Source organism: Streptomyces sp. Y2F8-2 (assembly GCF_014905555.1).
Classification (GTDB): Bacteria; Actinomycetota; Actinomycetes; order Streptomycetales; family Streptomycetaceae; genus Streptomyces; species Streptomyces cynarae.
Map to the genome: position 1 here is coordinate 15,987 of NZ_BNGS01000007.1, position 25,019 is coordinate 41,005.

The following is a 25,019-nucleotide window of genomic DNA, read 5'->3' on the forward strand; positions in this document are numbered from 1 at the left end:
GCGCCACGGCGGCTCGTACCCCGGTCGGCGGGGGTACGGGCCGTCCCTGCGTGTCCGCGGGATCAGGTGGCGACGCTCGCGCGGCCGTCGGCCGCGTGTGTCCCGGCGTGCCGGACGACCTCGATCAGCACCTCCTTGACGGACTCCCGCTCGCGGGCGTCACAGAGGACGACCGGTACGTCGTCGTCCAGGTCGAGGGCCTGCCGTATGTCCTCGGCGGGGTGGCGGGTGGCGCCCTCGAAGCAGTTGACGGCGACGGCGAACGGGATGGAGCGGCGCTCGAAGTAGTCGACCGCGGCGAAGCAGTCCTCCAGGCGGCGGGTGTCGACGAGGACGACGGCGCCCAGTGCACCGGCGGCCAGTTCGTCCCACAGGAACCAGAAGCGGTCCTGGCCGGGCGTCCCGAACAGGTAGAGGACCAGGTCCTCGCGGAGGGTGATGCGGCCGAAGTCCATGGCGACGGTGGTGGTGTGCTTGCCCTCCACACCACGGGTGTCGTCCACCGGGCGGCCCGCCTCGGTGAGCACCTCCTCGGTGCGCAGCGGCCTGATCTCGCTCACCGCGCCGACGAGGGTCGTCTTGCCCACCCCGAAACCGCCGGCCACGAGGATCTTGAGCGTGACGGGCTCGACCGGAGGCTTGCCGCGCTCACTGCGCCCGAAGATCATCGTTCTCTTCTCCTGCTCGACGGGGATCGGACGGCGGCGGTCCGTAACCTCCGCCGCCGGGGGTTTCGATGACGAGTACGTCGCCCGGGCCCACGTCCGCCGCATCACTGCCGGCGAGGCGCACCACGGTCCCGTCCGCGCGCTCCACCCGGTTGGCGCCGAGTGTTCCGGGCCTGCCGCCCGCCATGCCGTAGGGCGGGATCCTGCGGTGCTGGGAGAGCGTGGAGACGGTCATGGAGTCCCGGAAGCGGATGCGGCGCACGGCACCGTCCCCGCCGCGCCACCGTCCGGCGCCACCGCTGCCGCGGCGCACCGCGAACTCCTCGAGCAGGACCGGCAGGCGCCACTCGAGGACCTCCGGGTCCGTCAGGCGCGAGTTGGTCATGTGGGTCTGCACCACGGGCGCGCCCGGGAAGCCGTCACCGGCGCCGGATCCGGAGGCCACCGTCTCGTAGTACTGGTACCGGTCGTTGCCGAAGGAGACGTTGTTCATGGTGCCGGAGCCCTCGGCCTGCACCCCGAGCGCGGCGTACAGGGCCCCGGTGATGGCCTGGGAGGTCTCGACGTTCCCGGCGACGACGGCGGCCGGGTACTCGGGGGCCAGCAGGCAGCCGGGCGGGACGATGATGTCGAGGGGCCGCAGACAGCCGTCGTTGAGGGGGATGTCGTCGGCGATCAGAGTCCGGAAGACGTACAGGACGGCGGCATTCACCACCGACAACGGTGCGTTGAAGTTGGTCGGGAGCTGCGCGGACGTGCCGGTGAAGTCGATGGCCGCGCAGCGGTTCTCGCGGTCCACGCGGACCCGGACGCGGATGACGGCGCCGGAGTCGGTTTCGTAGGCGTACTCGCCGTCGTCCAGGGCGTCGATGACGCGGCGCACGGCCTCCTCGGCATTGTCCTGGACGTGCTTCATGTACGCCTGCACCACGTCGAGCCCGAAGTCCTCGATCATGCGGCCGACTTCGTCGACGCCTTTGCGATTGGCGGCGATCTGGGCGCGCAGGTCGGCGAGGTTGGTCTCCGGGTTGCGTGACGGGTGGCGCGCCTCGGTCAGCAGACGGAGCGTCTCCTCTTCGCGGAAGCGGCCGCCCTCGGCGAGCAGCCAGTTGTCGAAGAGGACGCCCTCCTCCTCGATGGTGCGGCTGCGCGCGGGCATGGAGCCGGGCGCGATGCCGCCGATCTCAGCGTGGTGACCGCGGGAGGCGACGTGGAAGAGGATCCGGTCACCGTCCGTGTCGAAGACGGGCGTGATGACGGTGATGTCGGGCAGGTGGGTGCCGCCGTGGTAGGGGTCGTTGACGGCGTAGGTGTCGCCGGGGCGCATGCTTTCGCCGCGCCGGCGGATGACCTCCTTGACGCTGGTCCCCATCGAGCCCAAATGCACGGGGATGTGCGGCGCGTTGGCGACCAGGTTGCCCTCGGGGTCGAAGAGGGCGCAGGAGAAGTCCAGACGCTCCTTGATGTTGACGGACTGGGCGGTGGACTCGAGGCGGGCGCCCATCTGTTCGGCGATCGACATGAACAGGTTGTTGAAGACCTCGAGCAGGACCGGATCGACTTCCGTGTCCGGGTGGGAACTCTCCGTAATCGCCACGCGTTCCATGACCAGATGCCCGTCGTCTCGGGCGACGGCACGCCAGCCGTCGTCGACGACGGTCGTCGCACTGGCTTCGGCGATGATCGCCGGGCCGGTGACGGCTTCGCCGGGAGGCAGATGCTCCCGGCGGTGGAGAGGTACGTCGCGCCAGGCGCCGCCCGTGTGGAGGCGGACGGTCTCGGGCGCGGCGAAGCGGCCTTCGTACGGGGCGAGGGCGGAGAGATCGGGGGGTTCGGTGACGCCTGTGGCTTCCACGGAGAGGGCTTCGACGACGATCGGGCGGTCGAGCGCGAAGGAGTACGTGGCGCGATGACGTTCTTCGAAGGCGTGCCGCATCGTGCCGGGTTCGGTCAGCTCGACGGTGAGCGCGGTGTCGGTGCCGTCGTAGCGCAGCTGGGCGCGGCGGGTGACCCGGATGCGGTCCTCGGGCACGTCCTCGGCGAGGAGTTCGGCGCGGGCGGCGCTCTCGAGGTCGTCGGCGGTCTTCAGGACGCCGGGCATCGAGGCGGGCTCCAGGGGTGCCTCGACGGACTGTTCACGCATGGCGGTGGTGTCGGCGAGCCCGATGCCGAGCGCGGAGAGCACGCCCGCCATGGGCGGTACGAGGACGGTGCGGATGCCCAGGGAGTCGGCGACCAGGCACGCGTGCTGGCCGCCTGCCCCGCCGAAGGTGGTGAGCGCGTAGCGGGTGACGTCGTGGCCCTTCTGTACCGAGATCCGCTTGACGGCGCCCGCGATGTTGGCGACGGCGACCTGCAGGTAGCCCTCGGCGACCTGCTCGGGAGTGCGTTCGTCCCCGATCCGCTCGCGGATGTCGCGGGCCAGGGCGGCGAAGCGCTCGCGGACGAGCGCGTCGTCCAGGGACTGGTCTCCGTCGGGGCCGAACACGCGCGGGAAGTGGGCGGGCTGGATGCGCCCGAGCATCACGTTGGCGTCGGTGACGGTCAGCGGGCCGCCGCCGCGGTAGCAGACGGGTCCTGGGTCCGCGCCCGCCGAGTCCGGCCCTACGCGGTAGCGGGAGCCGTCGAAGTGGAGGATCGAGCCGCCGCCCGCCGCGACCGTGTGGATGTCGAGCATGGGGGCCCGCAGCCGCACTCCGGCGATCCGCGTGGTGAAGACGCGTTCGTACTCGCCGGCGAAGTGCGAGACGTCCGTGGAGGTGCCGCCCATGTCGAAGCCGATGACACGGTCGTGACCGGCGAGCTGCGACATCCGGGCCATGCCGACGATGCCGCCCGCGGGCCCGGACAGGATGGCGTCCTTGCCGCGGAACTGCCCGGCCTCCGCCAGTCCGCCGTTGGACTGCATGAACATCAGCCGCACGCCCCGCAGTTCGTCGGCGACGTGCTGGACGTAGCGGCGCAGGACGGGCGAGAGGTAGGCGTCGACGACGGTCGTTTCGCCGCGCGGCACCAGTTTCATCAGGGGGCTGACCTCGCTGGACAGCGAGATCTGCGGGAAGCCGATACGGGCGGCGAGGTCGCCGATGGCCCGCTCGTGGGCCGGGTGCAGATGGCTGTGCATGCAGACCACGGCGATCGCGCGGATCCCGTCGCCGTACGCCTCCCGCAGCGGTCCGGCGAGGGCGTCCAGGTCGGGGGCGCGCAGGACGGTGCCGTCGGCGGTGATGCGTTCGTCGACCTCGACGGCCCGCTCGTACAGCAGCTCGGGCAACTCGATCGCGCGGGCGAAGATGTGCGGGCGGTTCTGGTAAGCGATGCGCAGGGCGTCACGGAAGCCGCGGGTGATGACGAGGAGGGTGCGTTCACCCTTGCGTTCCAGCAGGGCGTTGGTGGCGACGGTGGTGCCCATGCGGACGGCGTCGACGGGGCCGCCGTCCTCCAGGAGTGCGCGTACGCCCGCGACAGCGGCGTCAGCGTACCGGTGGGGGTTGTCCGACAGCAGCTTGTGGGTGAGCAGCCGGCCGTCCGGGCGGCGCGCGACGACGTCGGTGAAGGTGCCGCCGCGGTCGACCCAGAACTGCCAGCCCGTGGTCACGTCCGTCTCTCCGATCGCGCTGCTCGGAACCCTGCCCGCCGGTCGGTGATCGGCACGCTGCGGTGGGTGGCCGACGATCACTTGGATCATATCGGGACGGGGGTTCCGGCGCCGGTCCGGGCGCGGAAGGGCACGTCGGCGCCGCCCGCCGGGGTGCCCGCGCACTCGGCCGGAGCGCGCGGGCACCCCGGCTCACAAGGCTCGCAGGCCGTTGATCACATCGCGCAGGATGCTCTCGTCCACCAGCTCGGCGGGCGGTACGGGACGGGAGACGTGGACCAGTTCCTCGTCCACCAGGTCCCCGACGAGAACCCGCACCACGCCGACGGGCAGATCGAGCTCGGCGGCGAGCTCGGCGACCGACTGGGGGGTGTCACGGCACCGTTCGACGATGTCCACGTGCTCCGGGGACAGCGACGGGTCCCCCTCGGGATCGTTCACGTGCGGCTCGGTGACGACCACCGCGATCAGGTCGAGGCGGTGCTGCACCTCGTGGCTGGTGCGGCCGCGCGTCATGGCGTACGGACGGACTACCGGTCCGGCCTCGTCGTCGAACCAGTGGCTGCTTCCCTGACCGTCTGGGCTCATACCGTCCCACTACCCGCCCGAGGGCAGATCGGTGCGCGGAGCGGACCCCAGATGCGTGCCGACCCGTTTGACGAGAAGGGTCATCTCGTAGGCCACCTGCCCGACGTCGGAGTCGGCGTCCGACAGGACGGCGAGGCAGCTGCCGTCGCCTGCGGCGGTGACGAACAGGAACGCCTCGTCGAGTTCGACGATGGTCTGGCGGACCCCGCCGGCGTCGAAGTGGCGGCCGACGCCCTTGGCGAGGCTGTGGAATCCGGAGGCGACCGCGGCCAGGTGTTCGCTGTCCTCGCGGCTCAGCTCCTGGGAGACCCCTGTGGGCAGACCGTCGCTGGAGAGCACGAGCGCCTTGCGGATGCTGGCGACGCGCTCCACCAGGTCGTCGAGGAGCCAGTTCAGCTCCCCCGACGCCTTGTTGGTCGCGGTGGGCCCTGCGGCCTTCGGTGCGGTCATCGACCGTCCCCCTTTGTCGTTCCTCGTGCTGAGCCGTCCTGGGCCTCGTCGCCCGCGGCGTTCTCCTCGCGGCCGCGCTGCCAGCCCCGCTGGAGCGAGGCGAAACGGCTGCGAACCTCGTCGGCGTCGCGCTCGGCGCGCCCCGCCCGGTCGGCGGCGCCCGACTGCTCGCGTTCGGCGCGCCGGCCGGGCCCGTCCTTCAACTGCGGGGCGAGGCTGGCCTGCCGTATCCGGCGGGGCAGCGGGCCCGCGCCCGTGTCCGCCCCTCCGGCCGCCGCGTCCCGGTTGACCGTGGTCCCGTCCGGGCCGGACGGGGGCCGGGTGCGGCGCCGCTGGGGCAGAGCAGGCACCTCGGCGCGATCATCGTATGAACGTACGGCACCGGCCTTGGGTTCCCCGGAGTGGCCGGACAGCCGACGGTCATCCTGGAGCTCCTTCCCACCGCGGTCGAGCGGGTTCTGCTCCTCGTCGGCCGCGGACGGCCGCGGTCCCTGTCCGGTCACCGGGCGGCCGTGGGAGCTGACCAGCTTGGGGGCGCGGCGGCGCGGCAGCGGTACCGGGGCACCAGGATGGTCGGTGTCGCCGGGGCGGGCGGCCTCGCGCCGTGAGTCGCGTGCCTGCTGGTGTTGCTCGCGCGGGACGTCCGCGAGGGAGCGGCGGGGCCGGAAGACGCCGGGTTCGTCGTCCCGGTCGTCGAGGGCGCCCGCGAAGTCGTCGATCGCGTCCAGGTCGATGGGGGCTTCGAGCTCGACGGGGCCGTCCAGGATCGACGCGGGGACACCCGGGAGTCTGACGGGGGCGTGGGGCAGTGCCGAGGTGCGGTCCTTGCGGGTGCCGGACGCCGTGTCGGGCAGGGCGCGGTCGAGACGGAAGCCGATGCCGTTGGTGTCCGGGACGTCGTCGGTGAGGAGTGTGTCGGGAATGAGGACGACGGCCGTGGTGCCGCCGTACGGGGACGGCTGGAGGGAGACGCGGACGCCCTGCCGCCGGGCCAGCCGGCTGACCACGAAGAGGCCGAGCCGGTCGGTGTCGGAGAGCTCGAATTCCGGCGTTTCGGCCAGTCGCAGGTTGGCGTCGATGAGCGCCTCGGCGGTCATGCCGAGACCGCGGTCGTGGATCTCCAGGGTGAAGCCGTTGGCGACGCGCTCGCCGACGACCTGCACGGCGGTGTGCGGCGGCGAGAACACCGTGGCGTTCTCCAGAAGCTCGGCCACCAGGTGGGTGAGGTCGGCGACGGCGGGCCCGGTGACGGCGACGCGGGGCAGCCGGCGCACCTCGATGCGTTCGTAGTCCTCGACCTCGGCGACGGCCGCGCGGACCACGTCCATGAGCTGGATGGGCTTGCGCCACTGCCGGGAGGGGGCGGCGCCGGAGAGGATGACGAGACCCTCGGCGTGGCGGCGCATGCGCGTGGTGAGGTGGTCGAGGCGGAACAGGTCGGCGAGTTCCTCGGTGTCGTCCGTCCTGCGCTCCATGGCGTCGAGCAGGGTGAGCTGCTTGTGCAGCAGGACCTGGCTGCGGCGGGCGAGGTTGACGAAGACCTCGGAGACACCGGCGCGCAGCTCGGCCTGCTTGACCGCGGCCTCGACGGCGGCGCGCTGCAGGGTGTTCAGGGCCTGGCCGACCTCGCCGATCTCGTTCTTGTCGTACTCCAGGCGGGGCACCTCGGTCTCGACGTCGACCTGTTCGCCCGCCGAGAGGCGGCGCATGACGCTGGGCAGCCGCACCCCGGACGCCTCGTGGGCCTCGAGGCGCAGGCGGCGCAGGTCGCGGATGAGGGCACGACCGATCCGGACGGACATGACCAGGGAGACCAGCAGGGCGATGAGGCCCAGGACGCCGGGGATGGCCGCTTTGATGACGACGTTGACGGCGAGGGGGCGGACGCGATCCTGGTAGCGGTCGTCGGCCTGCGTGCTCATCCGGTCCAGTCGGTCCAGGACTTGGCCGGCGGCCTCGTCCCAGCTCTTGGCGGTGACGCCGTGCGGGTTGCCGGGAACGGCGTCGACGACGGCCTGTTCGGCCACGCGCAGCGGCGCGGTGCCGGCGTTCTTCCAGTAGCGCTGGAAGCGTTGGCTCTCCGAGGCCGGCAGCAGCGGCAGGCTGACGTCGTACATCAGGGAGCGCTGGGTGACGAGGACGGAGACGTCGTGGATGTCGTCGCGGGTGAGCCGGCCGGCGACGAGTGCCGAACCGAGGAGGGCGTCCTCGCGGGAGAGCAGTTCGCGGGCGCGGAAGACGTTGACCAGGGCGCGGCCCTGTTTGTCCATCTCCACGTTGTCGAGGAGGTGGAGATTGGCCAGCAGCGTGAAGCAGGGGTCGACGAGACGGTTGTAGAGGTCGAGGGCCTGGGAGCGGTTGACGGTGCCGTCCTCGACGCTGCGGCGCAGCGACGTCATGCCGTCCAGGGCGTCCAGGATGGAGGTGAGGCGCTCGGCGGTGCCCTGCCCCATGTCCTCCTGCAGGTCCTCGTCCTTGCTGTTGCGACGGAGCTTGGTCACCATCTCGTCGGTGGCGGCGCGGCTGCGGCGCAGCGCGGCGAGGGAGTCGGAGGCGCGTGGGTCGGCGAGATACACGAGGGTCTGGCGGCGCTCCTGCTGCAGGACGCGGACGGTGTCCTCGGTGGGGTAGCCGACCTCTTCGACGATATGGGACACGTTGAACAGCGATTGGGCCTCACGGCCGGTGAGGACCGTCGCGAAGGCCCAGATGGCGGTCAGGGACAGCAGCGGCACGAGAAGCAGCGCCACGATCTTCCGGCGGATGGACTTCCCGCGAAAGCGCATGGCCTCCCCCAGCTCGGCCCCCCTCCGTCCCGGGGGCACACATGTGCGTCAACAAACGGCGTGAGCCTACTACCGACCCACGGCTATCTCGAAGGAGCGAGCGGGCGCGCCGCCCGCGGAAGGCCAGCAGCAGGTGGGCAGTTGTCCTGCCATTACGGCACATCGCCTCCCCGCAACCGGCACGCGGTGCGGCGGGCTATCCGGCCGGGAATTGGGGGCTCCTTGGCCGGAATTTTTCGTTCGCTGGGAATCTTCGGGGAACAACGATCGTCCTCCTGTATGGGAATTGGGGGCGGAATCGGCCACAGGCGCCGCATGCCGCACTCGGGCGGCGTAAAACAGCGCAAGCCGGGCAGCCACTGGGGAGTCGGTGTCGGATGACACCGGGACGAGTGGTCTGCGGGCGGTGGGGAGTGACGGGTTGATGGACACGGCGGAGCGGCGCGGGGCACACGGGACGGGCGCCGCGGAGCCCACAGCAGCGCGACGGGGCCCCCAGGCACCGGATCGCGACACCACGGCGGGCGTGGAGCAGCGGGACGCGCCGTCCTACCGGCCGTTGTGGGTGGAGGAGCCCGCGCGTCGGCGGCGGCTGCCGGATCCCGTGCGGACGGCGGCGGTCCGGGCGGTCCTCATCATCGCGGTGACGCTGATCCAGGCGGTGATCGCGGTGCTGTGCACGTTGGCCGACTCCTGGCTGGCGTTCCCCATGGTGCTCAGCAGTGTGGCGAGCACGGTGGTGGCGACGTGGGGCGCGCTGGACGTCTGGGTGACGCGTCAGATGTGGAACCAGCGCTATGGAGTGGTCTCCGCCCCGAGCAGCACGGCCCGCGCCCTGCGCCGTGAACGCCGCGCGGCCCGCCGCCGGGCACGTGTGGCGGAGCGGGCTCAGGCGCGCATACGCCGACGGGGCGGGGCCGGGCAGTTGTCGCATCCGTGACGGAATGAGGGCCCCTCGTGCCTGGGACGGCACGCGACAGCAGGGCGCGCGCTGGGGCGGACCGCAAGTGGGCCCGCCCCGCGGTCACGCGGGCAGTCACGCGGGCCGCTTGAACATCCGGGTCGCCGTGATCTCGCTGTGCACCGCCTCTCCGGCCTGGGGCTGCTGCGGCAGTCCCGGCCGGAGGTGTTCCTCCACCCGGATGTACTTCAGGCCCGCCCGCAGGTCGGCGTCGTTGCGCAGCCGGATGACCAGCGGGAACTCGGCGAGCGCCGTCGTGTCGAACAGTCCGGTGGTGTAGAGGAGTTGCACCCCGAGCGCGTCCGAGACGGCCCGCTGGAGTTCCAGTAGGTACGTCGCGTTGGCGCGTCCGATGGGGTTGTCCAGGAAGAGCGTGCCCGCGTGGCGGTGCTTGTCGCGACCCCGGTCGTTCGAGCGCAGGGCGGCCATCGTGCAGTACAGCGCGATGGCCGCGGTGAGCAGCTGGCCGCCCGAGAAGACATCTCCCATCTGCCCGACCGGCACCCGCTCGGCGCGCAGCACGGCGTCCGGCTTGAGGATCTCCACGGCGACGCCCTTGGGCTGGAGTGCCGCGCTGACGCCGCGCAGGAGAAGGGACATGCCGTCGCGGCGCAGGTCGGAGTTCTTCTTGACGGCCGCGCGGGTCGCTTCGTCGATGACCTCGCCCAGCCGTTCGATGAGCGTGGCCTGGTCGGGCTCCTCGAAGCGGATCCGCAGGAACTCCTGCCCCGACCACTCACCGAGTCCCTCGGGCAGCCGGGACAGTCGCTGGGCAGAGCGCAGGGTCGCCAGCGCGGACTCCACGAGCCCGCGCAGCCGGTCGACGATGGAGTCCCGGTTGCGTTCCAGTTGGGCCAACTCGTCCGTCAGAACCCGCAGTCGGGGCGCGAAGGCCTCTGCCCAGCGCTGCGCGTGCTCCGGCAGCGCGGATGCGGGCAGTTCGCGGATCTGCTGGCGGGCGGGTGTCCGGACCTGCTCGTACCGTGTGGAGTTGGCGTGCCGTACCAGTACGTCGCTCGCCTCCCGTACGGCGGCCTCCGCGGCGGACAGGTCGGCGGCGCAGCCACGCAGGGAGCGGCGGGCCTCGGCGGCGGCCTTCCGGGCCTCCTCCAGGGTGCCCGGGTAGGGCTCCGGCTCCTCGTGCTCCTCCTCCGAGGCGTGCTCGCGCAGCAGGTCGCGGAGCATCGCGGCGATCTCCTCGAAGCCGCTCGCCGCGTCCTCGGCGGCCCGGTGGGCCTGAAGGAGTTCGGCATGGGCGTCTCGGGCCTGGGTCAGGGCCTCGGTGCGGGAGGCGAGTTCGGCCGTCGCGGTGCGCAACAGGCTCTGGGCGTGCTCGGTGTCGCGCGGCACCAGCTCCTCGGGGAGTTCGGTGTGGGCTTCGCCGTTCTCGGGTGCGTGCCGCTCGGCCTCCCCGCGCAGCCGGCCGAGTTGCTCGCTGGCGGAGGACATCCGGGTCTCCAGGAGCTGCACCAGCTCCTCGGCGCGGGCGGCGGCGGCCTGCCGGGACGGCCCGTCGGAGCCGTCCGGGGAGGCGAGGAGCTGTTCGGCGCGGGTGCGCACCTTGTTGCTGAGCCGGTCCAGTTCGGCGCGTGCGGCGGACTCGTCGCTCTCGGCCCGCGCCTGCTCGGCGCGCAGGTCGGCACCGACACCGACCTTCTCGTAGACCTGGGAGGCGGCCCGGTAGGCCTCGCGGAGGGCGGGCAGGGACGCCTTCGGCGCGTCCGTGTCGTCCTCCGGTACGTCGTCGGGGGCTCCCGCGATCTCGGAGCGCTCGGCGCGCAGCGCACGCGCCGTGCGGCGGGCGTCGTCGGCGGCGCGCTGGGCGGCGCGCCGGTCCTCATCGGCGGCGCGGGCCCGCTCCAGGCAGGCCTGGGCGCGGGCCTCGGCCTCGACCGCCTCGTCGGCGAGTTCGCGCAGCTTGACCTGCCAGCCGGCGCGTTCGCGCAGCCGGAAGGCGAGTCCGGCGAGGGCATCGGCGGCGCGGCGGGCCTTCTGCGCCGCCTCCTGGCGCTCGTCGCGCACCTGGGCGGCCTCGGCAGCCGTCTCTTCGGCCTCGGCGCGGGCGGTGCGTGCCTCGGCCAGTTCGGCCTCGGTCTCCTCGGCGAACGCGCGGGCGTCCCGGGCGGCCTGCGCCAGCTCGGCGAGCCGGCCCGCCGGGCATCCCGTGCGCCAGGAGGCGAGCCGGGCCGCGAGCTCCCGGTCCTTGCCGAGCCGGGCGGCGAGCGTCCGGATCTCCTCGTCCCGCTCGGTGGCGCGGGCGCGCAGCGCCTGCCGCTCCTCGTCGGCGGCGTGCTCGTCGTGCATGGCCGGGTTCGGCGGGACGAGGAACACATCGCCGCTGTTGTCGCGTTCGTCGACGGGCGGGGTCGGGGCGAGCAGCGCGGCGGCGGTGCCGACGGCGACGGCCGAGCGGGGCAGCAGTGCGGCCTCGCTCAGCGTCTGACGGGCCCGGGCGTGCGAGTCGGGGTCGGTGATGATCACGCCGTCGACCAACTCCGGGCGGGCGGCCAGCACGCGCGCGTGGTCGGCCGGGTCGACGGCCTGGGCGAGGTAGCGCCAGCCGGGCAGCGCGGGAATGCCGTGCTCGCCGAGGTACTCGACGGTCGCGAGCACGTCCGGGCCGGGAGGCAGCAGCCCGCCGTCACCGAGGGCGCCGAGGATGCGGGCGTCGTCGGCCGCCGCGGTCCGCATTTCGAAGAGCTGTCGCTCGGCGGAGGATACGGAGTCGTCGAGCAGTTGGCGCAGTTCGTCGGCGAAGCGATCCAGTTCCTCGGCGGTGAGGGCGCCGTCCGCTGCCGTCAGGGCGTCGGCCTCGCCGGTGTCCTCGTCGCGCCGGGGCCCGGGGACCCGGGGGCGTGCGCCGGTGCCGGACAGGCCCAGCAGTTCCGCCAGACGCTCCTCGGCCGCCAGCGCCTCGGCGGTGCGCCGCTCGGCCTCGTACGCCCGCTCGGCGGCCGTGGCCGCGTCCGCGGCGCGGGCCGCCGTCAGCTCCGCCCGGGACTCGGCGGTGGCAGCCTCGCGCGCGTGCTCGGAGGCCCGGCGGGAGGCCTCACGTGCGACGTCCCAGGCGGCGACGGCGGTCTTCTCGGCGTCGCTCGCAGCGAGTGCCGCCCGCGCCGGGTCGGCGTCGGGTGCGCTGTCGTCCAGCCAGCCCGCGCGCACCGCCTCGGCGGTCTCCTGCTCCACCTCGGTGAGCCGCTGGCGCAGATGCCCGGCCTCGCTGCGGGCGCGCTGCGCCTCGGTGGCGGCGGAGGTCGAGTCCCGGTAGGCGGACTCGCTCACCTCCTGCAGGGCGGCGGACCGCTCCTCCTCCTCGTTGGCGAGGGACTCGGCGCTCTCGGCGGCCGCGTGCAGCGCCCGTACGAGATCGACGGCGGCCTTGGCGCGGGCGGCGAGCGCGGGCGCGGCGTCCCGTTCGGCCTCCTGGATGGCGGCCGACACGCGCGCCACCCGGTCGGCGGCGGCACGGTGCCGCAGCACGGCCTCGGCGGCCTGCCACGCGGAGTGGAGCTGACGGGCGTCGGCCAGTTCGCGCTTCTGCGCGGCGGCGGTCTTCTCGGCACCGGCGAGCGCCAAGGAGGCGTGCCGGTAGGCGAGTTCGGCCGCGACGAGCGCGCTGCGCTCGCGGGCGGTCTCGGCCTGGGTGACGGCGTGCGCGGCCGCGGTGACCTGCTCGGCGAGGTCGGCGGCGCGCATCCGCTCCTGCACCCCCCGCGCGGACAGGCGCCGCGCCAGCGTGCGCGTTCGCCGCTCGGCGCCCGCGTGGATGTCGCGCGCCCGCGAGCGGGCCTCGGCGGCGTCGACGATACGCCCGAGCAGGTCCACGGACCCGGCGGTGAAGTCCCGTTCGGCGATCAGCTCGGCTCGTCGGCCCAGCTTGTTGCCGAAACCGCTGACCAGGTCGGCGAGTCCGTCGGTGTCCCGGGTGTCGGTGACGGCGCGCAGCAGCAGGTCCGTGAAGTCGGAGTCCTTCTTGACCGCGAAGAGACCGGCGGCCTCGCCCTCGTCCGCGTTCATCTCCCGCTGGTAGCGGAACAGTTCGGGGTCCAGGCCGAGGTCCGTCAGGTGCTCGTTCCAGCGGTCGTGGATCTCCTCCCAGTGCACCTCCAGGTGCGGGTACGCCTTGCCCGCCTCCATGAGGGCGTCCCGGAAGCCCTTCATCGTGCGGCGCCGCCCTTGCGCCCCGGAGGTGCCCTCGACGGGCGGCCGTACGGCGGTGGACTCGGCGACGGGCAGGTTGTCCAGGGTGAGTCCGGGGCCCGGGCGGAAGGAGTACCAGGCCTCGGCGAACTTGCGCGGGTCATTGGAGACCTGGCGCCCGCGCCACTCGCTGACCTTGCCGACGACGACGCACTCGCCGGTCTGCACGTGCTGCCACTCCAGGGCCACGTGTCCGCAGTCGTCGGCGAGCAGGAACTTGCGCAGCACACCGGAGCTGGCACCGCCGAGCGTGTTGCGGTGACCCGGGAGCATCACGGAGAAGATCAGCTTGAGCAGGACGGACTTGCCGCCGCCGTTCTCCAGGAAGAGCACGCCCGCGGGGGCGGGCCTGCGCGGCGGCCCGACGGGCTCCTCCTCGAAGAACTCCGCCTGGGCGGGCGCGGGTTCAGGCACCGGATCACCCACGCCCCGCAGGTCCAGCACGGTGTCGGCGTAGCGCGCACCGGCCGGGCCGATGGAGTAGAGGCGGACCCGGGACAGCTCGTACATGGCGGCGGACTCTCGTCTCAAGTCTTGCTGGTGTGCGGAAGAGTGCGGTTGTTTCAGGAGTGGAACGGCAGTCCGGCGTCGGCCACGAGCTCCAGATCGTCGGTGTCCTCGGCGGGCAGCAGGGTCGCCGTGCCGTCGGTGACCGGGACGACGCCGAGTTCGAGGAGTTCGGCCATGGCGGCGCTTCCGGCCATGTCGCGCACCTGGAGCTGGTAGCGGGCCGTGGTGCGGTACGTGCCGCCGTTCTCGTCGCCCGTGCGCTGGAGGAATCCGGAGTCGGTGAGGAACGCGACGGCCTTCGCGACGATGCCGGTGGTCGAGGCGGCCGGCCGGCGCGCGTCCTTGGTGGCCCCGGTCGCGCTGCGTCTGGCCCAGACCCGCCAGGCGGCCTCGAGGCCGGGCGCGTCGGTGGCCGGGTCGGTGTTCTCCCCCTGCTCCTCGGCCCGCTCCTCGAGGCGGCGGCAGGCCTGGCGGACGAAGGCGTCGACGCCGTTGACCGTGACGCGCCCGATGTAGCCGTCGTCGGCGAGGTCCTCGGGGCGCGGGAACGCCAGGGCGGCGACGGCCAGATGGGCGAGCCCGTGCAGGAAGCGGTCGGCGGAGTCGGCCGATGTGCGACGCGCGTAGTCGCCCATGCGGACCGCGAACACCGAGTCCTCGGCCGCCGTGACGGCCATGCCCGCGCGCGGGGACACCTCCAGGACGATCAGGCCCAGCCCGGTGGCGACGGCGTCGGCGAGCCGCGCGAACGGCGGGTCCTCGCGGTAACGGCGCAGCAGGTCGGCGTACTCCTGGTCGCGTGCGGGCTGCAGCTTGGGCTGCAGGCCGAAGGCGACCAGCCGCGCCGCGTCGGCGGCGTCGGCGGGGGTCACGGCGCTGCTCACCGGTGTGGCGGCGGCGTCCGGCTCACTCCACTCGACGTGCTCGGTCACGGTTGGGGCTCCTTGGTGCACTGCTGCTTGTTCGTGGTCATCGTGGTCATCGGCATCACGCCGCTTCCGTCCGGTCCGCCGCCATGCCCGCCGCGTCCAGCAGGGCCGTGCCCACGATCAGGTCGGCCCCGCCGAACTCCGGGTCGTCCAGCTCCGTGCCGTCGTCCACCGCGAACAGCAGCTTCTCCTCCCCCTGCCGGTACGCCGTGCCCACCGGCGGGCTCGCCGCGTGCACTGCCAGCAGGGCGACCAGATAGGGCAGGTCGGGGTCCTTGCGGCGCGCCTCGGCCAACAGCCCCGACAGCCGCCGCGGCGCGTCCGCCGGCAGGTCGAGCAGTTCCATGGCGGCGGCCAGCTGCTCCTCGCTGAACCTGCTGTCGTCCGGTGTGGCGATCAGGTCCGGCTCGGGCATCTCGGCGCCCAGGTGCTCGCGCTCCACCGGAGGCGTCAGCAGCAGGTCGACGAGGTCTGAGACCCGCACGGAGAACGGCGTACGCAGTCCCGTACCGTGCGTGAAGAAGGCGTCCGTGACGCGGGTCGCCCGCTCAAGCGCCAGGGGCAGCACGGGCGCGACGAGATGTCCGTAGAGGTCGATCCCGGACGTCGTGACGGGCGTGGCGAACGCCTGCCGGTCCTGCTCGGCGCGGAACAGCGGGCCCGCTTCCAGGAGCCGGGACTGCAGCTGCGTGTGCCGGCGGATGCAGTCCTTGACGATGTCGACGAGTTCGGCGGCGCGCCGCTTCTGGTCGGGGTCCTCGGACTCGTCTCGGGCCTTGCGGATGTTGGTGAGGATCGCGTTCTCGTGGCGGTAGCGCTCGGCGACGTGGTCGAGGGCCTCGGTGATCATGTCCGGGACCGCGTTCAGCCAGTCCACCGCGCGGACGTTGCGCCGGGTGGCGTCCAGGGCCTTGCGCAGGGACTCCGAGTACTGCACGGTCCGGTAGCGCGCCTGCTCGGCGGCGAGCTGGGCGTCGGCGAGGCGGCCCCGGCTGATCAGCACCTCCAGTTTGACCTCGGCGGCGATCTGGGCGCTGGTGACATCGGTGTCGAGGGCGCCGACGAGGACGTTGACCGCCTCGTCCGTCGTCCGCAGGTAGACGCCTCCGCCGTAGCCCGGGACCTCCTCGATCAGCTTGAAGTCGTAGTCGCGGCGGACGTACGTGCCGTCCGGGGCGAACGTGCCGTAGACGGCCCGGAAGCCGCGGTCGACGCTGCCGACGTTGATCAGGTTCTCCAGGACCCAGCGGGCCACGCGCTCGTGTTCGGCGGGCGGGCGCTGCGGTGCCTGGGCGGCGATGCGCGGGATGAGGCGGGCGACTATCTGGTCGTGGTCCGCGCCCGTGTCGAAGTCCATGTTCAGCGTGACCAGGTCGATGGCGGCGAGGGCGATCTCCGCCATGCCGTACACCGAGTACTCACCCGCGAGGTTGGCCTTGCGCGCATCCAGGTCGTGCAGCGGCGCGGTGCAGGCGAGCGCGCGCAGCCGCCGGGCCAGCCCCTCGTCGGCGGCCGGCCCCGAAGCGGGGCGCGGCCCCGTGCTGAACTGGGGCGGAACACGATCCGTCGATGCAGGCGAAGTCACGGTGCACAGATTAGGTCCTGGGTCTGACAACGACCCAAATCGCCGGGTGCGCTCCGCCGGCCGCGCCCTGCGGCAGAGCCGCCGATGTCAAGCCCCGCGTCCCTGACCCGTGTCGGCCACCCGGCGCCCGTACACCTCGACCAGGCCTGCTCGTGAGTCGTCGAGGTAGGCCGCCAGCAGCTGCTCGGCCGTCTCGCGCCGCCCCGCCTGCAGGGTCCGGAGAATCTGTTCGTTGCGAGCCAGGTAGGGCTCGTGCAGCCGGCGCGGGTCCGCCACCACGTGGAACGCCAGGCGCAGTTCGGCGAAGACGCTGCGCATCAGTTCGTCCGTGCGTTCGCTCCCGGCGAGCGCCACCAGTTCACGGTGGAAGTGGATGTTGGCCGTCGAGACGCCTTTCCAGTCACCTTCGCGCGCCGCCCGCTGCCCCTCCGCGACCGACGCCGCGAGACCTTCGAGGGCGTACGGCGGCTGCCCGAGGCCCCGCACGACGGCGCACTCGACGAGCGTGCGGGTGCGGTAGATGTCCTTGACGTCGTCCACCGTCAGGACCCGTACGAAGACGCCCCGGTTCAACTCGTGGACGAGCAGCCTCTCGTGTGTGAGCAGCCGGAACGCCTCGCGCAGCGTGTTGCGCGAGACGCCGAGCGCACCGCCGATGCTGTCCTCCGACAGCCGGGTGCCGGGCGGGAAGTAGCCCTCGGCGATACGGCTCCTGAGGATGTCCGACACCCGCTCGGCGGTGCTGGTGCGCCCCAGCAGCGCGCGGTCGTCGGCCAGTCCCGTCAGCTCCTCTGCCATGCCCGGAATTCAAGCGCAGAGACAAGGACGAGACAACATGGGTATTGAAGGATCGTTCAACGATCCTCTACCGTGCTGGGCACGGCACCGCTCCGCTCACCGTGGCGTTGCGGCTCCCGCACCCTCCGGCTCATCCCGCAAGCACCTTCCCGCTCATCCCGCAAGCACCCTCCGTCCCTCACTGCGAGGTGCCCATGAGCACGACTCCTTCCTCCCCGGCCCCGACCGCCGACGCCCGCTCCGACGCAGGTGAACGCGGCGCTGACGACGGCGCGTTGGGCTGGCTGCGCGCCCTCGGCCCGCGTGGCCGCCGTGCCTTCGCGGGCGCCTTCGGCGGCTATGCCCTGGACTCGTACGACTACTTCACGCTGCCGCTGAGCATGGTCGCGCTGGCGGCGTACTTCCATCTGGACAGCGGCCAGACCGGCCTGTTCACCACGGTCACCCTGGTCGTCTCGGCGGTCGGCGGCGCCGTCGCGGGTGTGGTCGCCGACCGCGTCGGACGGGTGAAGGCCCTGATGATCACCGTGGTGACGTACGCCGTCTTCACGGTCGCCTGCGGCTTCGCTCCGACCTACGAGACCCTGCTGGTCTTCCGTGCCCTGCAGGGCCTCGGCTTCGGCGGCGAGTGGGCGGTCGGCGCGATCCTGGTCGCCGAGTACGCGAGCGCCCGGCACCGGGGCCGTACGCTCGGCGCGATCCAGAGCTCCTGGGCCGTCGGCTGGGCGCTGGCCGCGGTCGTCTACACCCTGGTCTTCTCGTTCCTGGGCGACGACCTGGCCTGGCGGGTGATGTTCTGGACCGGCGCGCTGCCCGCGCTGCTGGTGATCTGGATGCGCCGCCGGGTGCACGACGCCCCGGAGGCGACGGCCCAGCGCGAACAGAGCGCACAGAAGGGCTCCTTCGCCGCGATCTTCAGGCCGGGCAGGGACGGGCAGCCCGGCCTGCTGCGCACGACGGTCTTCGCGGGTCTGCTCTCCACCGGTGTCCAGGGCGGCTACTACACACTGGCGACCTGGGTGCCGACGTACCTGAAGTCGGAACGGGGCCTGTCGGTCGTCGGCACCGGCTCCTACCTGACGTTCCTGATCTCGGGGGCCTTCCTCGGCTATCTCACCGGCGGCCACCTCACCGACCGGCTCGGCCGCAGGCGCAACATCTGGCTCTTCGCCCTGCTGTCGGCGATCTGCATCCTGGCGTACGCGAACATCCCGAGCGGCGCCAACACCCTGCTCCTGGTGCTCGGTTTCCCGCTCGGGTTCTGCATGTCGGCCATCTTCAGCGGCTTCGGGTCGTACCTGAGCGAGCTGTACCCGACGGCGGTGCGCGGCACGGGACAGGGCTTCACCTACAACGCCGGTCGCGCGGTGGGCGCCGCCTTCCCGACCCTGGTGGGCTTCCTGGCCGACAGCTGGGGCGTGGGCGGTGCGCTGGTCTTCGGGGCGATCGGGTACGGGATCGCGGCGCTGGCGCTGCTGGGGCTGCCCGAGACGCGCGGGAAGGAGCTGCGGTGAACCGCACGGAAGACCACTCCCCGACCCTCACGGAAGACCGACCCCTGATCCTCGTCGACGAGCACGCGCACGCGTGGAGCGCGAAGGACGCGCGGGCCCGTGTCCGGGAGGGACTGAGCGGCCCCACCGCCGGGGTCGCCGCGGGCCATACCCAGGTCAACCTGATCTCGGTGCCCGCCGACTGGGCGTACGACGCCCTGCTCTTCTGCCAGCGCAACCCCAAGCCCTGTCCGGTCCTGGACGTCACCGACGCGGGCTCCCCCACGACCGTCCTCGCGCAGGGCGCCGACCTGCGGACCGATCTGCCGCGCTACCGGGTGTGGCGGGACGGCGTACTGGTGGACGAACCGACGGACGTGCGCTCCCACTGGCGGGACGACCTGGTGTCGTTCCTCATCGGGTGCAGCTTCACCTTCGAGTGGGCGCTCGGCGAGGCGGGCGTGCCCCTGCGCCACATCGAGCAGGGCCGCAACGTCCCGATGTACGTCACCGCCCGCCCCTGCCGTCCGGCAGGGCGGCTGCACGGCCCCATGGTGGTGTCCATGCGCCCGGTCCCGCCACGGCACCTGCCCGCCGCGATCCGGGAGAGCAGCCTGCTCCCCGCGGTGCACGGCGGCCCCGTACACTGCGGCGATCCGTCGGCCCTCGGCATCGAGGACCTCCGCCGGCCCGACTTCGGCGACCCGGTGGACGCCGAACCGGACGACATCCCGGTGTTCTGGGCCTGCGGCGTGACCCCGCAGGCCGCGGTGATGGCCTCGCGCCCGCCGTTCGCCATCACCCACGCGCCGGGACAGATGTTCATCACCGACGCGCGCGACGACCAGTACCGCGTGGTCTGACGACGACCGGTGCCACGTCGTTCGAGGACGACCGGTACCGCGTCGCCCGACGGCGCCCCACCAGGAGGGACCATGATCGATCTGAACGCCGATCTCGGCGAGGGCTTCGGCCGCTGGCAGCTCACCGACGACGAGCGGCTGCTGTCGGTCGTCACGAGCGCCAACGTGGCCTGCGGGTTCCACGCGGGGGACGCGGCCACCATGCGCCGGGTGTGCGAACTGGCGGCCGAGCGCGGCGTACGGATCGGCGCCCAGGTCTCCTACCGCGACCTGGCCGGTTTCGGGCGGCGCTCGATGGATGTGCCGCCCGACGAACTGGCCGCCGAAGTGGCGTACCAGATCGGCGCGTTGGAGGTCTTCGCGCGCGCGGCGGGCTCTCGTGTGGCGTACGTGAAGCCGCACGGCGCGCTCTACAACCGGGTGGTCCACGACGAGCGGCAGGCCCAGGCGGTCGTCGACGGCGTGCTGCTCGCCGACGCGACGCTGCCCGTGCTGGGGCTGCCCGGGTCGCGTTTCCTGGAGGTGGCCGGCAAGGCCGGGCTCCCGGTCGTCACGGAGGCGTTCGCGGACCGCGCCTACACCGAGGAGGGCACGCTCGTGCCGCGCGGCCGGGACGGAGCGGTGATCACCGACCCCGACACGGTCGTCGCGCGCTCGGTGGGCCTCGCCCGCTCCGGAACCGTCGCCGCCCACTCGGGGCGCGAGATCCCGGTGCGCGCACGTTCCTTGTGCCTGCACGGCGACACGCCGGGCGCGGTCGACCTGGCCCGCCGGGTGCGCGCCGAGCTGGAGGCCTGGGGCGTGCGTGTGGAGGCCTTCGCATGAGGGTGCTGCCCGTCGGGGACGAGGCGCTGCTGGTCGAGCTCTCCAGCGGCGACGAGGCACAGGCCCTGCACGCCGAGCTGCTGCGCCGTCGGGCCTCCGGCGAGCTGGCCGCGCGTGAGGTCGTCCCCGCGGCCCGCACGGTCCTCCTCGACGGCGTCGCCGACCCTGCCCGGCTCGCGGCCCGGATCGCCGGGTGGGCCATCCCGCCGGTCGCCACGCGCGCGGAGAAGCCGGTCGAGATCCCCGTACGGTACGACGGTCCCGATCTCCCGGAGGTGGCCGCCGCGTGGGGCGTGTCGCGGCAGGAGGCGGCGCGGATCCACGCGGCGGCCGAATTCCGGGTCGCCTTCTGCGGGTTCGCGCCGGGGTTCGGCTATCTCACCGGCCTGCCGGACCGCTACCACGTGCCACGCCGGGCGACCCCGCGCACAGCCGTCCCGGCGGGTTCGGTGGCGCTCGCGGGCCCGTACACCGGGGTCTATCCACGCTCGTCGCCGGGGGGCTGGCAGCTCATCGGCACGACCGACGCGGTGCTGTGGGACCACGCGCGCGTGCCGGCCGCGCTGCTCACCCCGGGCGTCAGCGTCCGCTTCGTCCCGGTGGGGTCCTGATGGCGGACCGTGCTCTCGTCGTCGTACGCGCCGGGCTGCTGACCACCGTGCAGGACCGGGGCCGGCCCGGCCACGCCCATCTCGGGGTGCCGCGTTCCGGGGCGCTCGACGCGCCCGCGGCGGCACTCGTCAACCGGCTGGTCGGCAACCCACCGGAAGCCGCCGTCCTGGAGACCACGCTCAACGGCTGCGCACTGCGCCCGCGTTCGGCGGTCACCGTCGCGGTCGGCGGCGCGCCCTGCGCGGTCACCGTGGACGGCCGCCCCGCCCCGTGGGGAGCGCCGGTCCGCGTGCCGGGCGGGGCGCTGCTGGAGATGGAGCCTGCACGGGCCGGAGTACGCGGTTACATCGGTATCGCGGGCGGAGTGGCCGTGGACCCGGTGCTCGGCAGCCGCTCCACCGACCTGCTCTCCGGGCTCGGCCCGCCCCCGCTCGCGGACGGTGCCGTACTGCCCCTGGGGGTGCCGACCGGCCCTCACGCGCGCGTGGACGCCGTTCCCCAGCCGGGCCCGCCGGCCGAGCTGGTGCTGCGGGTGACGCTCGGGCCGCGCGCCGACTGGTTCACCCGGGACGCACTCCGCACGCTCGTCACGCGCGCGTACCGGGTGTCCGCCGCGAGCAACCGCATCGGCCTGCGCACCGAAGGCCCCGCCCTGGAGCGTGCCCGGAACGGTGAACTCCCCAGCGAGGGCATGGTGCTGGGCGCGGTGCAGGTGCCGCCCGACGGCCGCCCGGTCGTCTTCCTGGCCGACCATCCGACCACCGGGGGGTACCCGGTGATCGCGGTCGTCCGCACCGCCGACCTCGCGGCCGCCGCCCAGGCGGCCCCGGGCACCCCCGTGCGGTTCACGGCCGTGAGCCGCCGGTAGGCGGGGCTCACGCCGCGTCCGGCTGCTCCACGACCGACAGCGCGGCCAGCGCGGAGGCCACCGCGTGCGAGGCCGTCAGGTCCAGCCGGGCACTGGTCCCCCTGGCCTTGTGACGGACCTCGTCGGCGGCCAGTGTGAGCAGCTGCGGCAGCAGATCGGTGCACCGCCTGGCCACCCAGCCCGTCCCTGCGGTGGCCAGCCACCGCAGGTTCGCCGAGCGGCTCGGCGCCGGGGCCTCGGGGTCCGCCGAGGGCGCGGTACCGGTGGCGAGGCCCGCCTCGGCGAGCAGCTCGTGGAAGCGCAGGGCGAGCTGCCGGTGCCCGCGCTCCCCCGGATGCAGCCGGTCCGCGCTCCACATCGCGCGGTCGCTGATCCAGTCCCCGTCCGCCGCGTGCAGGTGCACCGCCCCGTGCCGTTCGGACAGCGCGTGCACGACCGTGTTGACGGCCCGCTGCCTGCGCGCCAGCGGGCGCGCCAGGGCCCCGGGCAGCCGCAGCATCGTCCCCGGGTCGGGCAGGCAGGCCGTGAGCAACACCGTGCCGTGCGCGCGGAACGCGGCGTACACCTGGTCGAGACGGGCGGCCACGGCGTGGATGTCGAAGGTGCAGCGCAGGGTGTCGTTGACGCCTATGACCACGGAGGCGACATCGGCGCGCAGGTCGAGCGCGGCCGGGGTCTGCCGCTCCAGGAGATCCCGGGTCTGGGCGCCGCTGACGGCGAGGTTGGTGAACTCCGCGGGGCTGTCCGCCGGGGCGAGCCCTTCGGCGAGGAGCGCGGCCCACCCCCGCCAGGTGTCCCCGACGGGGTCGCCCACGCCTTCCGTCAGCGAGTCGCCGAGCGCGACGAACCGCAGGGGTCTCATCGCACGCCCTCCCGGGCCGCCTCCCGCGGGCGGGCGTCACCGGCCGCCGTCGGAGTGTCGAACGGCAGGGCGTCGTGGGCCGCGAGGAACGCGTCCACCGCCGCCTTCCAGCCGAAGCACTCGGCACGCGCGCGTGCCGTCTCCCGGCGCTCGCACTCGGAGCGTTCCATGAGCAGCTCCACCGCGTCGGCGAAAGTCTCACCGGTGTTCACGGCGGTCGCCCCGGCCGACCCGATCACCTCGGGCAGCGCGGAGAGGGCGCTGGCCACCACGGGCGTGCCGCACGCCATCGCCTCCAGGGCGGCCAGCCCGAAGGTCTCGGCGGGTCCCGGGGCCAGGCACACGTCGGCCGTGGCCTGCAACGCGCCGAGCAGGTCCCGGTCGGTGACGTGGCCGAGGAAGGTGACGGGCAGCCGCCGCTCCTCCGCCCGCTGTTCGAGCCGGGCCCGCAGCGGCCCGTCCCCGGCGACCACCAGCACCGCGCGCCATCCGCGGTGCAGCAGGGCCTCCAGGGCGTCCAGGGCCGTGCCGGGCTTCTTCTCCACGGACAGCCGGGAGCACATGACGAGCAGCGTCTCGTCCCCGCGCGCGTACCGTGCGCGCAGCCCCGCGTCCCGCAGCGCCGGGTGCCGCTGTGCGAGGTCGACGCCCAGCGGTGCCCGTACGACGTTGCGGGCGCCGATCCGCACGAACTCACGCTCGGCGAACTCGGTGGTGCACACCACGCGCGCGTAGGTGTGTGCCGTACGGGTGTTGAGGGCGTCGGCTGCGCGCCGGGACATGGTCTCGGACAGGCCCCAGGTGCGCAGGACGCCGTCCGCGGTCTCATGGGAGACCATCACGGCGGGGACCCGGGCGCGCCGGGCCCACTTGCCGGTCCAGCGCAGGGTCGTGCGGTCGGAGACCTCGAGACGGTCGGGGTCGAGGGTCTCCAGGAGGGCGGCGACGCGGCGCTTGTCCACGAGGACGCGGTAGCCGCCGGTGCCGGGCAGCAACGGCCCCGGCAGGGTGATGACCCGCCCCTGCTCGGTCGTCTCGTCGGTGTGGCGCTCGCCGGGCACGATGAGCACCGGCTCGTGCCCGGCCTCCTTGAAGCCCTTGCCCAGCTCGCGCAGCGCGGTGCGCAGACCGCCGGATGCGGGGGCGACGAAGTTGGCGAGCCGCACGATACGCAGCCCGGCGCCGGTCCGCTCGGTGGCGAAGCTCATGCCGCCACCACCGTCTGGCGCGCGGCGAGCACGTCCGCGTAGTGGCCGATGAGCTGGTCGCCGACGGCGGCCCAGGTGCGGCCCTCGACGAGAGTGCGCGCGGCGGCCCCGTAGGCGGCCCGCAGCGCCGGGTCGGCCGCCAGGGACCACACGGCGTCCCGGAAGGCGGCCGTGTCCCCGGGTGGCACGAGCAGTCCGGTGCGGCCGTGAGCCACCAGGTCGAGCGGGCCGCCCGCGGCGGGCGCGACGACCGGCACGCCGCTCGCCATGGCCTCCTGCACGGTCTGGCAGAACGTCTCGAAGGGGCCGGTGTGCACGAAGACGTCCAGGGAGGCGAAGATCCGGGCGAGTTCGTCGCCGGTGCGGCGGCCCAGGAAGACGGCGCCGGGCAGGGCGGCGCGCAGGGTGGTCTCGCTCGGCCCGTCGCCCACGACGACGACGCGTACGCCGTCCAGACCGCAGGCGCCGGCGAGGAGTTCGACGTGCTTCTCGGGAGCGAGCCGGCCGACGTAGCCGACGATCAGCTCACCGTTCGGGGCGAGTTCCCGGCGGATCGCCTCGTCTCGCAGGCCTGGCCGGAATCGGGCGGTGTCGACGCCGCGCGGCCACAGCCGCACCCGGGGCACGCCGTGTGCCTCCAGGTCGTGCAGGGCCGCGCTGGAGGGCGCGAGGGTGCGGTCGGCGGCGGCGTGCACGGAGCGGATGCGCCGCCAGGCCGCCGCCTCACCGGCGCCCATGTAGGTACGGGCATAGCCGGCGAGATCGGTCTGGTAGATGGCGACGGCGGGGATGCCGAGCCGGGCGGCGGCCGCCATGCCGCGGACGCCGAGGATGAAGGGGCTGGCCAGGTGCACGATGTCGGCGCGGTGTTCGGTGATGGCCGTGGCGACGCGTCGACTGGGGAGTGCCACGCGCACCTGGGGGTAGCCGGGGAGCGGTAGGGAGGGGACACGGACGACGGGGCACGGCGCGAGGGCGTCGGGCCCGGTGCCGATGCCGGCGGGGGCGCCTTGCTGGTCGAGCGCGGTGGAGAACCTGGGGGAGGTGGCCGGAGCGACGACGAGGGGAGCATGACCGCGATCGACGAGGTGCCGGGCGGTCTGCAGCGCGCAGTGGGCCACGCCGTTCACATCGGGGGGAAAGGATTCGGTCACGATGACGACACGCATACCCGTGTTCTCGCCGCGCCGGACGTGGCCGCGTCAACGTCGATCT

At 73.4% G+C, this 25,019-nt stretch carries 18 protein-coding genes; 6 read left to right on the forward strand and 12 right to left on the reverse strand.

Annotated features, from left to right (window positions below; genetic code table 11):
- Nucleotides 1-62 precede the first annotated feature (62 nt).
- From SY2F82_RS23265 to SY2F82_RS23285, 5 genes are all read right to left on the reverse strand, one after another.
- The gene (locus SY2F82_RS23265; RefSeq protein WP_200421119.1) at nt 63-668 is read right to left on the reverse strand and encodes an ATP/GTP-binding protein; all 606 of its coding nucleotides are present in this window, start codon (nt 666-668) and stop codon (nt 63-65) included.
- The gene (locus tag SY2F82_RS23270) at nt 649-4,356 is read right to left on the reverse strand and encodes a hydantoinase B/oxoprolinase family protein (protein WP_200421120.1); all 3,708 of its coding nucleotides are present in this window, start codon (nt 4,354-4,356) and stop codon (nt 649-651) included. Before SY2F82_RS23270 ends, SY2F82_RS23265 begins: the two co-directional genes overlap by 20 nt.
- A 102-nt stretch (nt 4,357-4,458) precedes the next feature.
- On the reverse strand, nt 4,459-4,854 hold the full coding sequence (locus SY2F82_RS23275) for a DUF742 domain-containing protein (protein WP_200421121.1): 396 nt from the start codon (nt 4,852-4,854) through the stop codon (nt 4,459-4,461).
- 9 nt (nt 4,855-4,863) lie between these two features.
- Complete coding sequence (locus SY2F82_RS23280; RefSeq protein WP_200421122.1) at nt 4,864-5,304, reverse strand: roadblock/LC7 domain-containing protein; 441 nt, start codon at nt 5,302-5,304, stop codon at nt 4,864-4,866.
- Complete coding sequence (locus tag SY2F82_RS23285; protein WP_200421123.1) at nt 5,301-8,090, reverse strand: nitrate- and nitrite sensing domain-containing protein; 2,790 nt, start codon at nt 8,088-8,090, stop codon at nt 5,301-5,303. Before SY2F82_RS23285 ends, SY2F82_RS23280 begins: the two co-directional genes overlap by 4 nt.
- Before the next feature lie 424 nt (nt 8,091-8,514).
- Between SY2F82_RS23285 and SY2F82_RS23290 the strand changes: the two genes are divergently transcribed.
- A complete protein-coding gene (locus tag SY2F82_RS23290) occupies nt 8,515-9,030 on the forward strand; it encodes a hypothetical protein (protein WP_200421124.1) in 516 nt (171 codons plus the stop codon).
- Between the two features lie 96 nt (nt 9,031-9,126).
- Here SY2F82_RS23290 and SY2F82_RS23295 read toward each other — a convergent pair whose 3' ends face one another.
- From SY2F82_RS23295 to SY2F82_RS23310, 4 genes are all read right to left on the reverse strand, one after another.
- Nucleotides 9,127-13,761 carry a hypothetical protein gene (locus tag SY2F82_RS23295; RefSeq protein WP_200421487.1) on the reverse strand — a complete coding sequence of 1,545 codons (4,635 nt, stop codon included), beginning with the start codon at nt 13,759-13,761 and terminating at the stop codon, nt 9,127-9,129.
- A gap of 53 nt (nt 13,762-13,814) precedes the next feature.
- On the reverse strand, nt 13,815-14,693 hold the full coding sequence (locus SY2F82_RS23300) for a hypothetical protein (RefSeq protein WP_200421125.1): 879 nt from the start codon (nt 14,691-14,693) through the stop codon (nt 13,815-13,817).
- A gap of 55 nt (nt 14,694-14,748) precedes the next feature.
- Nucleotides 14,749-16,275, reverse strand: a complete 1,527-nt coding sequence (locus tag SY2F82_RS23305) for a hypothetical protein (RefSeq protein WP_200421126.1) — start codon at nt 16,273-16,275, stop codon at nt 14,749-14,751.
- Between the two features lie 87 nt (nt 16,276-16,362).
- Nucleotides 16,363-17,073, reverse strand: coding sequence for a GntR family transcriptional regulator (locus tag SY2F82_RS23310; RefSeq protein ID WP_200421127.1), 711 nt, complete (start codon nt 17,071-17,073; stop codon nt 16,363-16,365).
- 194 nt (nt 17,074-17,267) lie between these two features.
- Between SY2F82_RS23310 and SY2F82_RS23315 the strand changes: the two genes are divergently transcribed.
- The 5 genes from SY2F82_RS23315 (at nt 17,268) to SY2F82_RS23335 (ending at nt 21,734) form a co-directional block, all read left to right on the forward strand.
- On the forward strand, nt 17,268-18,587 hold the full coding sequence (locus SY2F82_RS23315) for an MFS transporter (protein ID WP_200421128.1): 1,320 nt from the start codon (nt 17,268-17,270) through the stop codon (nt 18,585-18,587).
- A complete protein-coding gene (locus SY2F82_RS23320) occupies nt 18,584-19,429 on the forward strand; it encodes a putative hydro-lyase (RefSeq protein ID WP_200421129.1) in 846 nt (281 codons plus the stop codon). The genes SY2F82_RS23315 and SY2F82_RS23320 overlap by 4 nt, the downstream gene beginning before the upstream one ends.
- Nucleotides 19,430-19,501: 72 nt before the next feature.
- Nucleotides 19,502-20,254 (forward strand): LamB/YcsF family protein, encoded by a 753-nt coding sequence (locus SY2F82_RS23325; RefSeq protein ID WP_200421130.1) that lies wholly within the window; start codon nt 19,502-19,504, stop codon nt 20,252-20,254.
- Nucleotides 20,251-20,865 carry a 5-oxoprolinase subunit PxpB gene (gene pxpB / locus SY2F82_RS23330; protein WP_200421131.1) on the forward strand — a complete coding sequence of 205 codons (615 nt, stop codon included), beginning with the start codon at nt 20,251-20,253 and terminating at the stop codon, nt 20,863-20,865. The genes SY2F82_RS23325 and pxpB overlap by 4 nt, the downstream gene beginning before the upstream one ends.
- The gene (locus SY2F82_RS23335) at nt 20,865-21,734 is read left to right on the forward strand and encodes a biotin-dependent carboxyltransferase family protein (RefSeq protein WP_200421132.1); all 870 of its coding nucleotides are present in this window, start codon (nt 20,865-20,867) and stop codon (nt 21,732-21,734) included. The genes pxpB and SY2F82_RS23335 overlap by 1 nt, the downstream gene beginning before the upstream one ends.
- Before the next feature lie 7 nt (nt 21,735-21,741).
- Here the strand turns inward: SY2F82_RS23335 and SY2F82_RS23340 are convergent, their stop codons facing one another.
- From SY2F82_RS23340 to SY2F82_RS23350, 3 genes are read right to left on the reverse strand one after another with little or no spacing between them, the layout of a single operon-like run.
- Nucleotides 21,742-22,596, reverse strand: coding sequence for an SGNH/GDSL hydrolase family protein (locus tag SY2F82_RS23340; protein WP_200421133.1), 855 nt, complete (start codon nt 22,594-22,596; stop codon nt 21,742-21,744).
- Complete coding sequence (locus SY2F82_RS23345) at nt 22,593-23,804, reverse strand: glycosyltransferase (RefSeq protein WP_200421134.1); 1,212 nt, start codon at nt 23,802-23,804, stop codon at nt 22,593-22,595. Before SY2F82_RS23345 ends, SY2F82_RS23340 begins: the two co-directional genes overlap by 4 nt.
- Entirely contained in the window at nt 23,801-24,973 is a 1,173-nt protein-coding gene (locus SY2F82_RS23350; protein ID WP_200421135.1) for a glycosyltransferase family 1 protein, read from the reverse strand. The genes SY2F82_RS23345 and SY2F82_RS23350 overlap by 4 nt, the downstream gene beginning before the upstream one ends.
- Nucleotides 24,974-25,019: the final 46 nt, after the last annotated feature.

What these genes read in the sequence shown, in the direction of transcription:
- SY2F82_RS23265 (WP_200421119.1), bottom strand. Translation starts at nt 668, where the DNA reads ATGATCTTCGGGCGCAGTGAGCGCGGCAAGCCTCCGGTCGAGCCCGTC.
- SY2F82_RS23270 (WP_200421120.1), bottom strand. Translation starts at nt 4,356, where the DNA reads ATGATCCAAGTGATCGTCGGCCACCCACCGCAGCGTGCCGATCACCGA.
- SY2F82_RS23275 (WP_200421121.1), bottom strand. Translation starts at nt 4,854, where the DNA reads ATGAGCCCAGACGGTCAGGGAAGCAGCCACTGGTTCGACGACGAGGCC.
- SY2F82_RS23280 (WP_200421122.1), bottom strand. Translation starts at nt 5,304, where the DNA reads ATGACCGCACCGAAGGCCGCAGGGCCCACCGCGACCAACAAGGCGTCG.
- SY2F82_RS23285 (WP_200421123.1), bottom strand. Translation starts at nt 8,090, where the DNA reads ATGCGCTTTCGCGGGAAGTCCATCCGCCGGAAGATCGTGGCGCTGCTT.
- SY2F82_RS23290 (WP_200421124.1), top strand. Translation starts at nt 8,515, where the DNA reads ATGGACACGGCGGAGCGGCGCGGGGCACACGGGACGGGCGCCGCGGAG.
- SY2F82_RS23295 (WP_200421487.1), bottom strand. Translation starts at nt 13,761, where the DNA reads ATGTACGAGCTGTCCCGGGTCCGCCTCTACTCCATCGGCCCGGCCGGT.
- SY2F82_RS23310 (WP_200421127.1), bottom strand. Translation starts at nt 17,073, where the DNA reads ATGGCAGAGGAGCTGACGGGACTGGCCGACGACCGCGCGCTGCTGGGG.
- SY2F82_RS23315 (WP_200421128.1), top strand. Translation starts at nt 17,268, where the DNA reads ATGAGCACGACTCCTTCCTCCCCGGCCCCGACCGCCGACGCCCGCTCC.
- SY2F82_RS23325 (WP_200421130.1), top strand. Translation starts at nt 19,502, where the DNA reads ATGATCGATCTGAACGCCGATCTCGGCGAGGGCTTCGGCCGCTGGCAG.
- pxpB (WP_200421131.1), top strand. Translation starts at nt 20,251, where the DNA reads ATGAGGGTGCTGCCCGTCGGGGACGAGGCGCTGCTGGTCGAGCTCTCC.
- SY2F82_RS23335 (WP_200421132.1), top strand. Translation starts at nt 20,865, where the DNA reads ATGGCGGACCGTGCTCTCGTCGTCGTACGCGCCGGGCTGCTGACCACC.
- SY2F82_RS23340 (WP_200421133.1), bottom strand. Translation starts at nt 22,596, where the DNA reads ATGAGACCCCTGCGGTTCGTCGCGCTCGGCGACTCGCTGACGGAAGGC.
- SY2F82_RS23345 (WP_200421134.1), bottom strand. Translation starts at nt 23,804, where the DNA reads ATGAGCTTCGCCACCGAGCGGACCGGCGCCGGGCTGCGTATCGTGCGG.
- SY2F82_RS23350 (WP_200421135.1), bottom strand. Translation starts at nt 24,973, where the DNA reads ATGCGTGTCGTCATCGTGACCGAATCCTTTCCCCCCGATGTGAACGGC.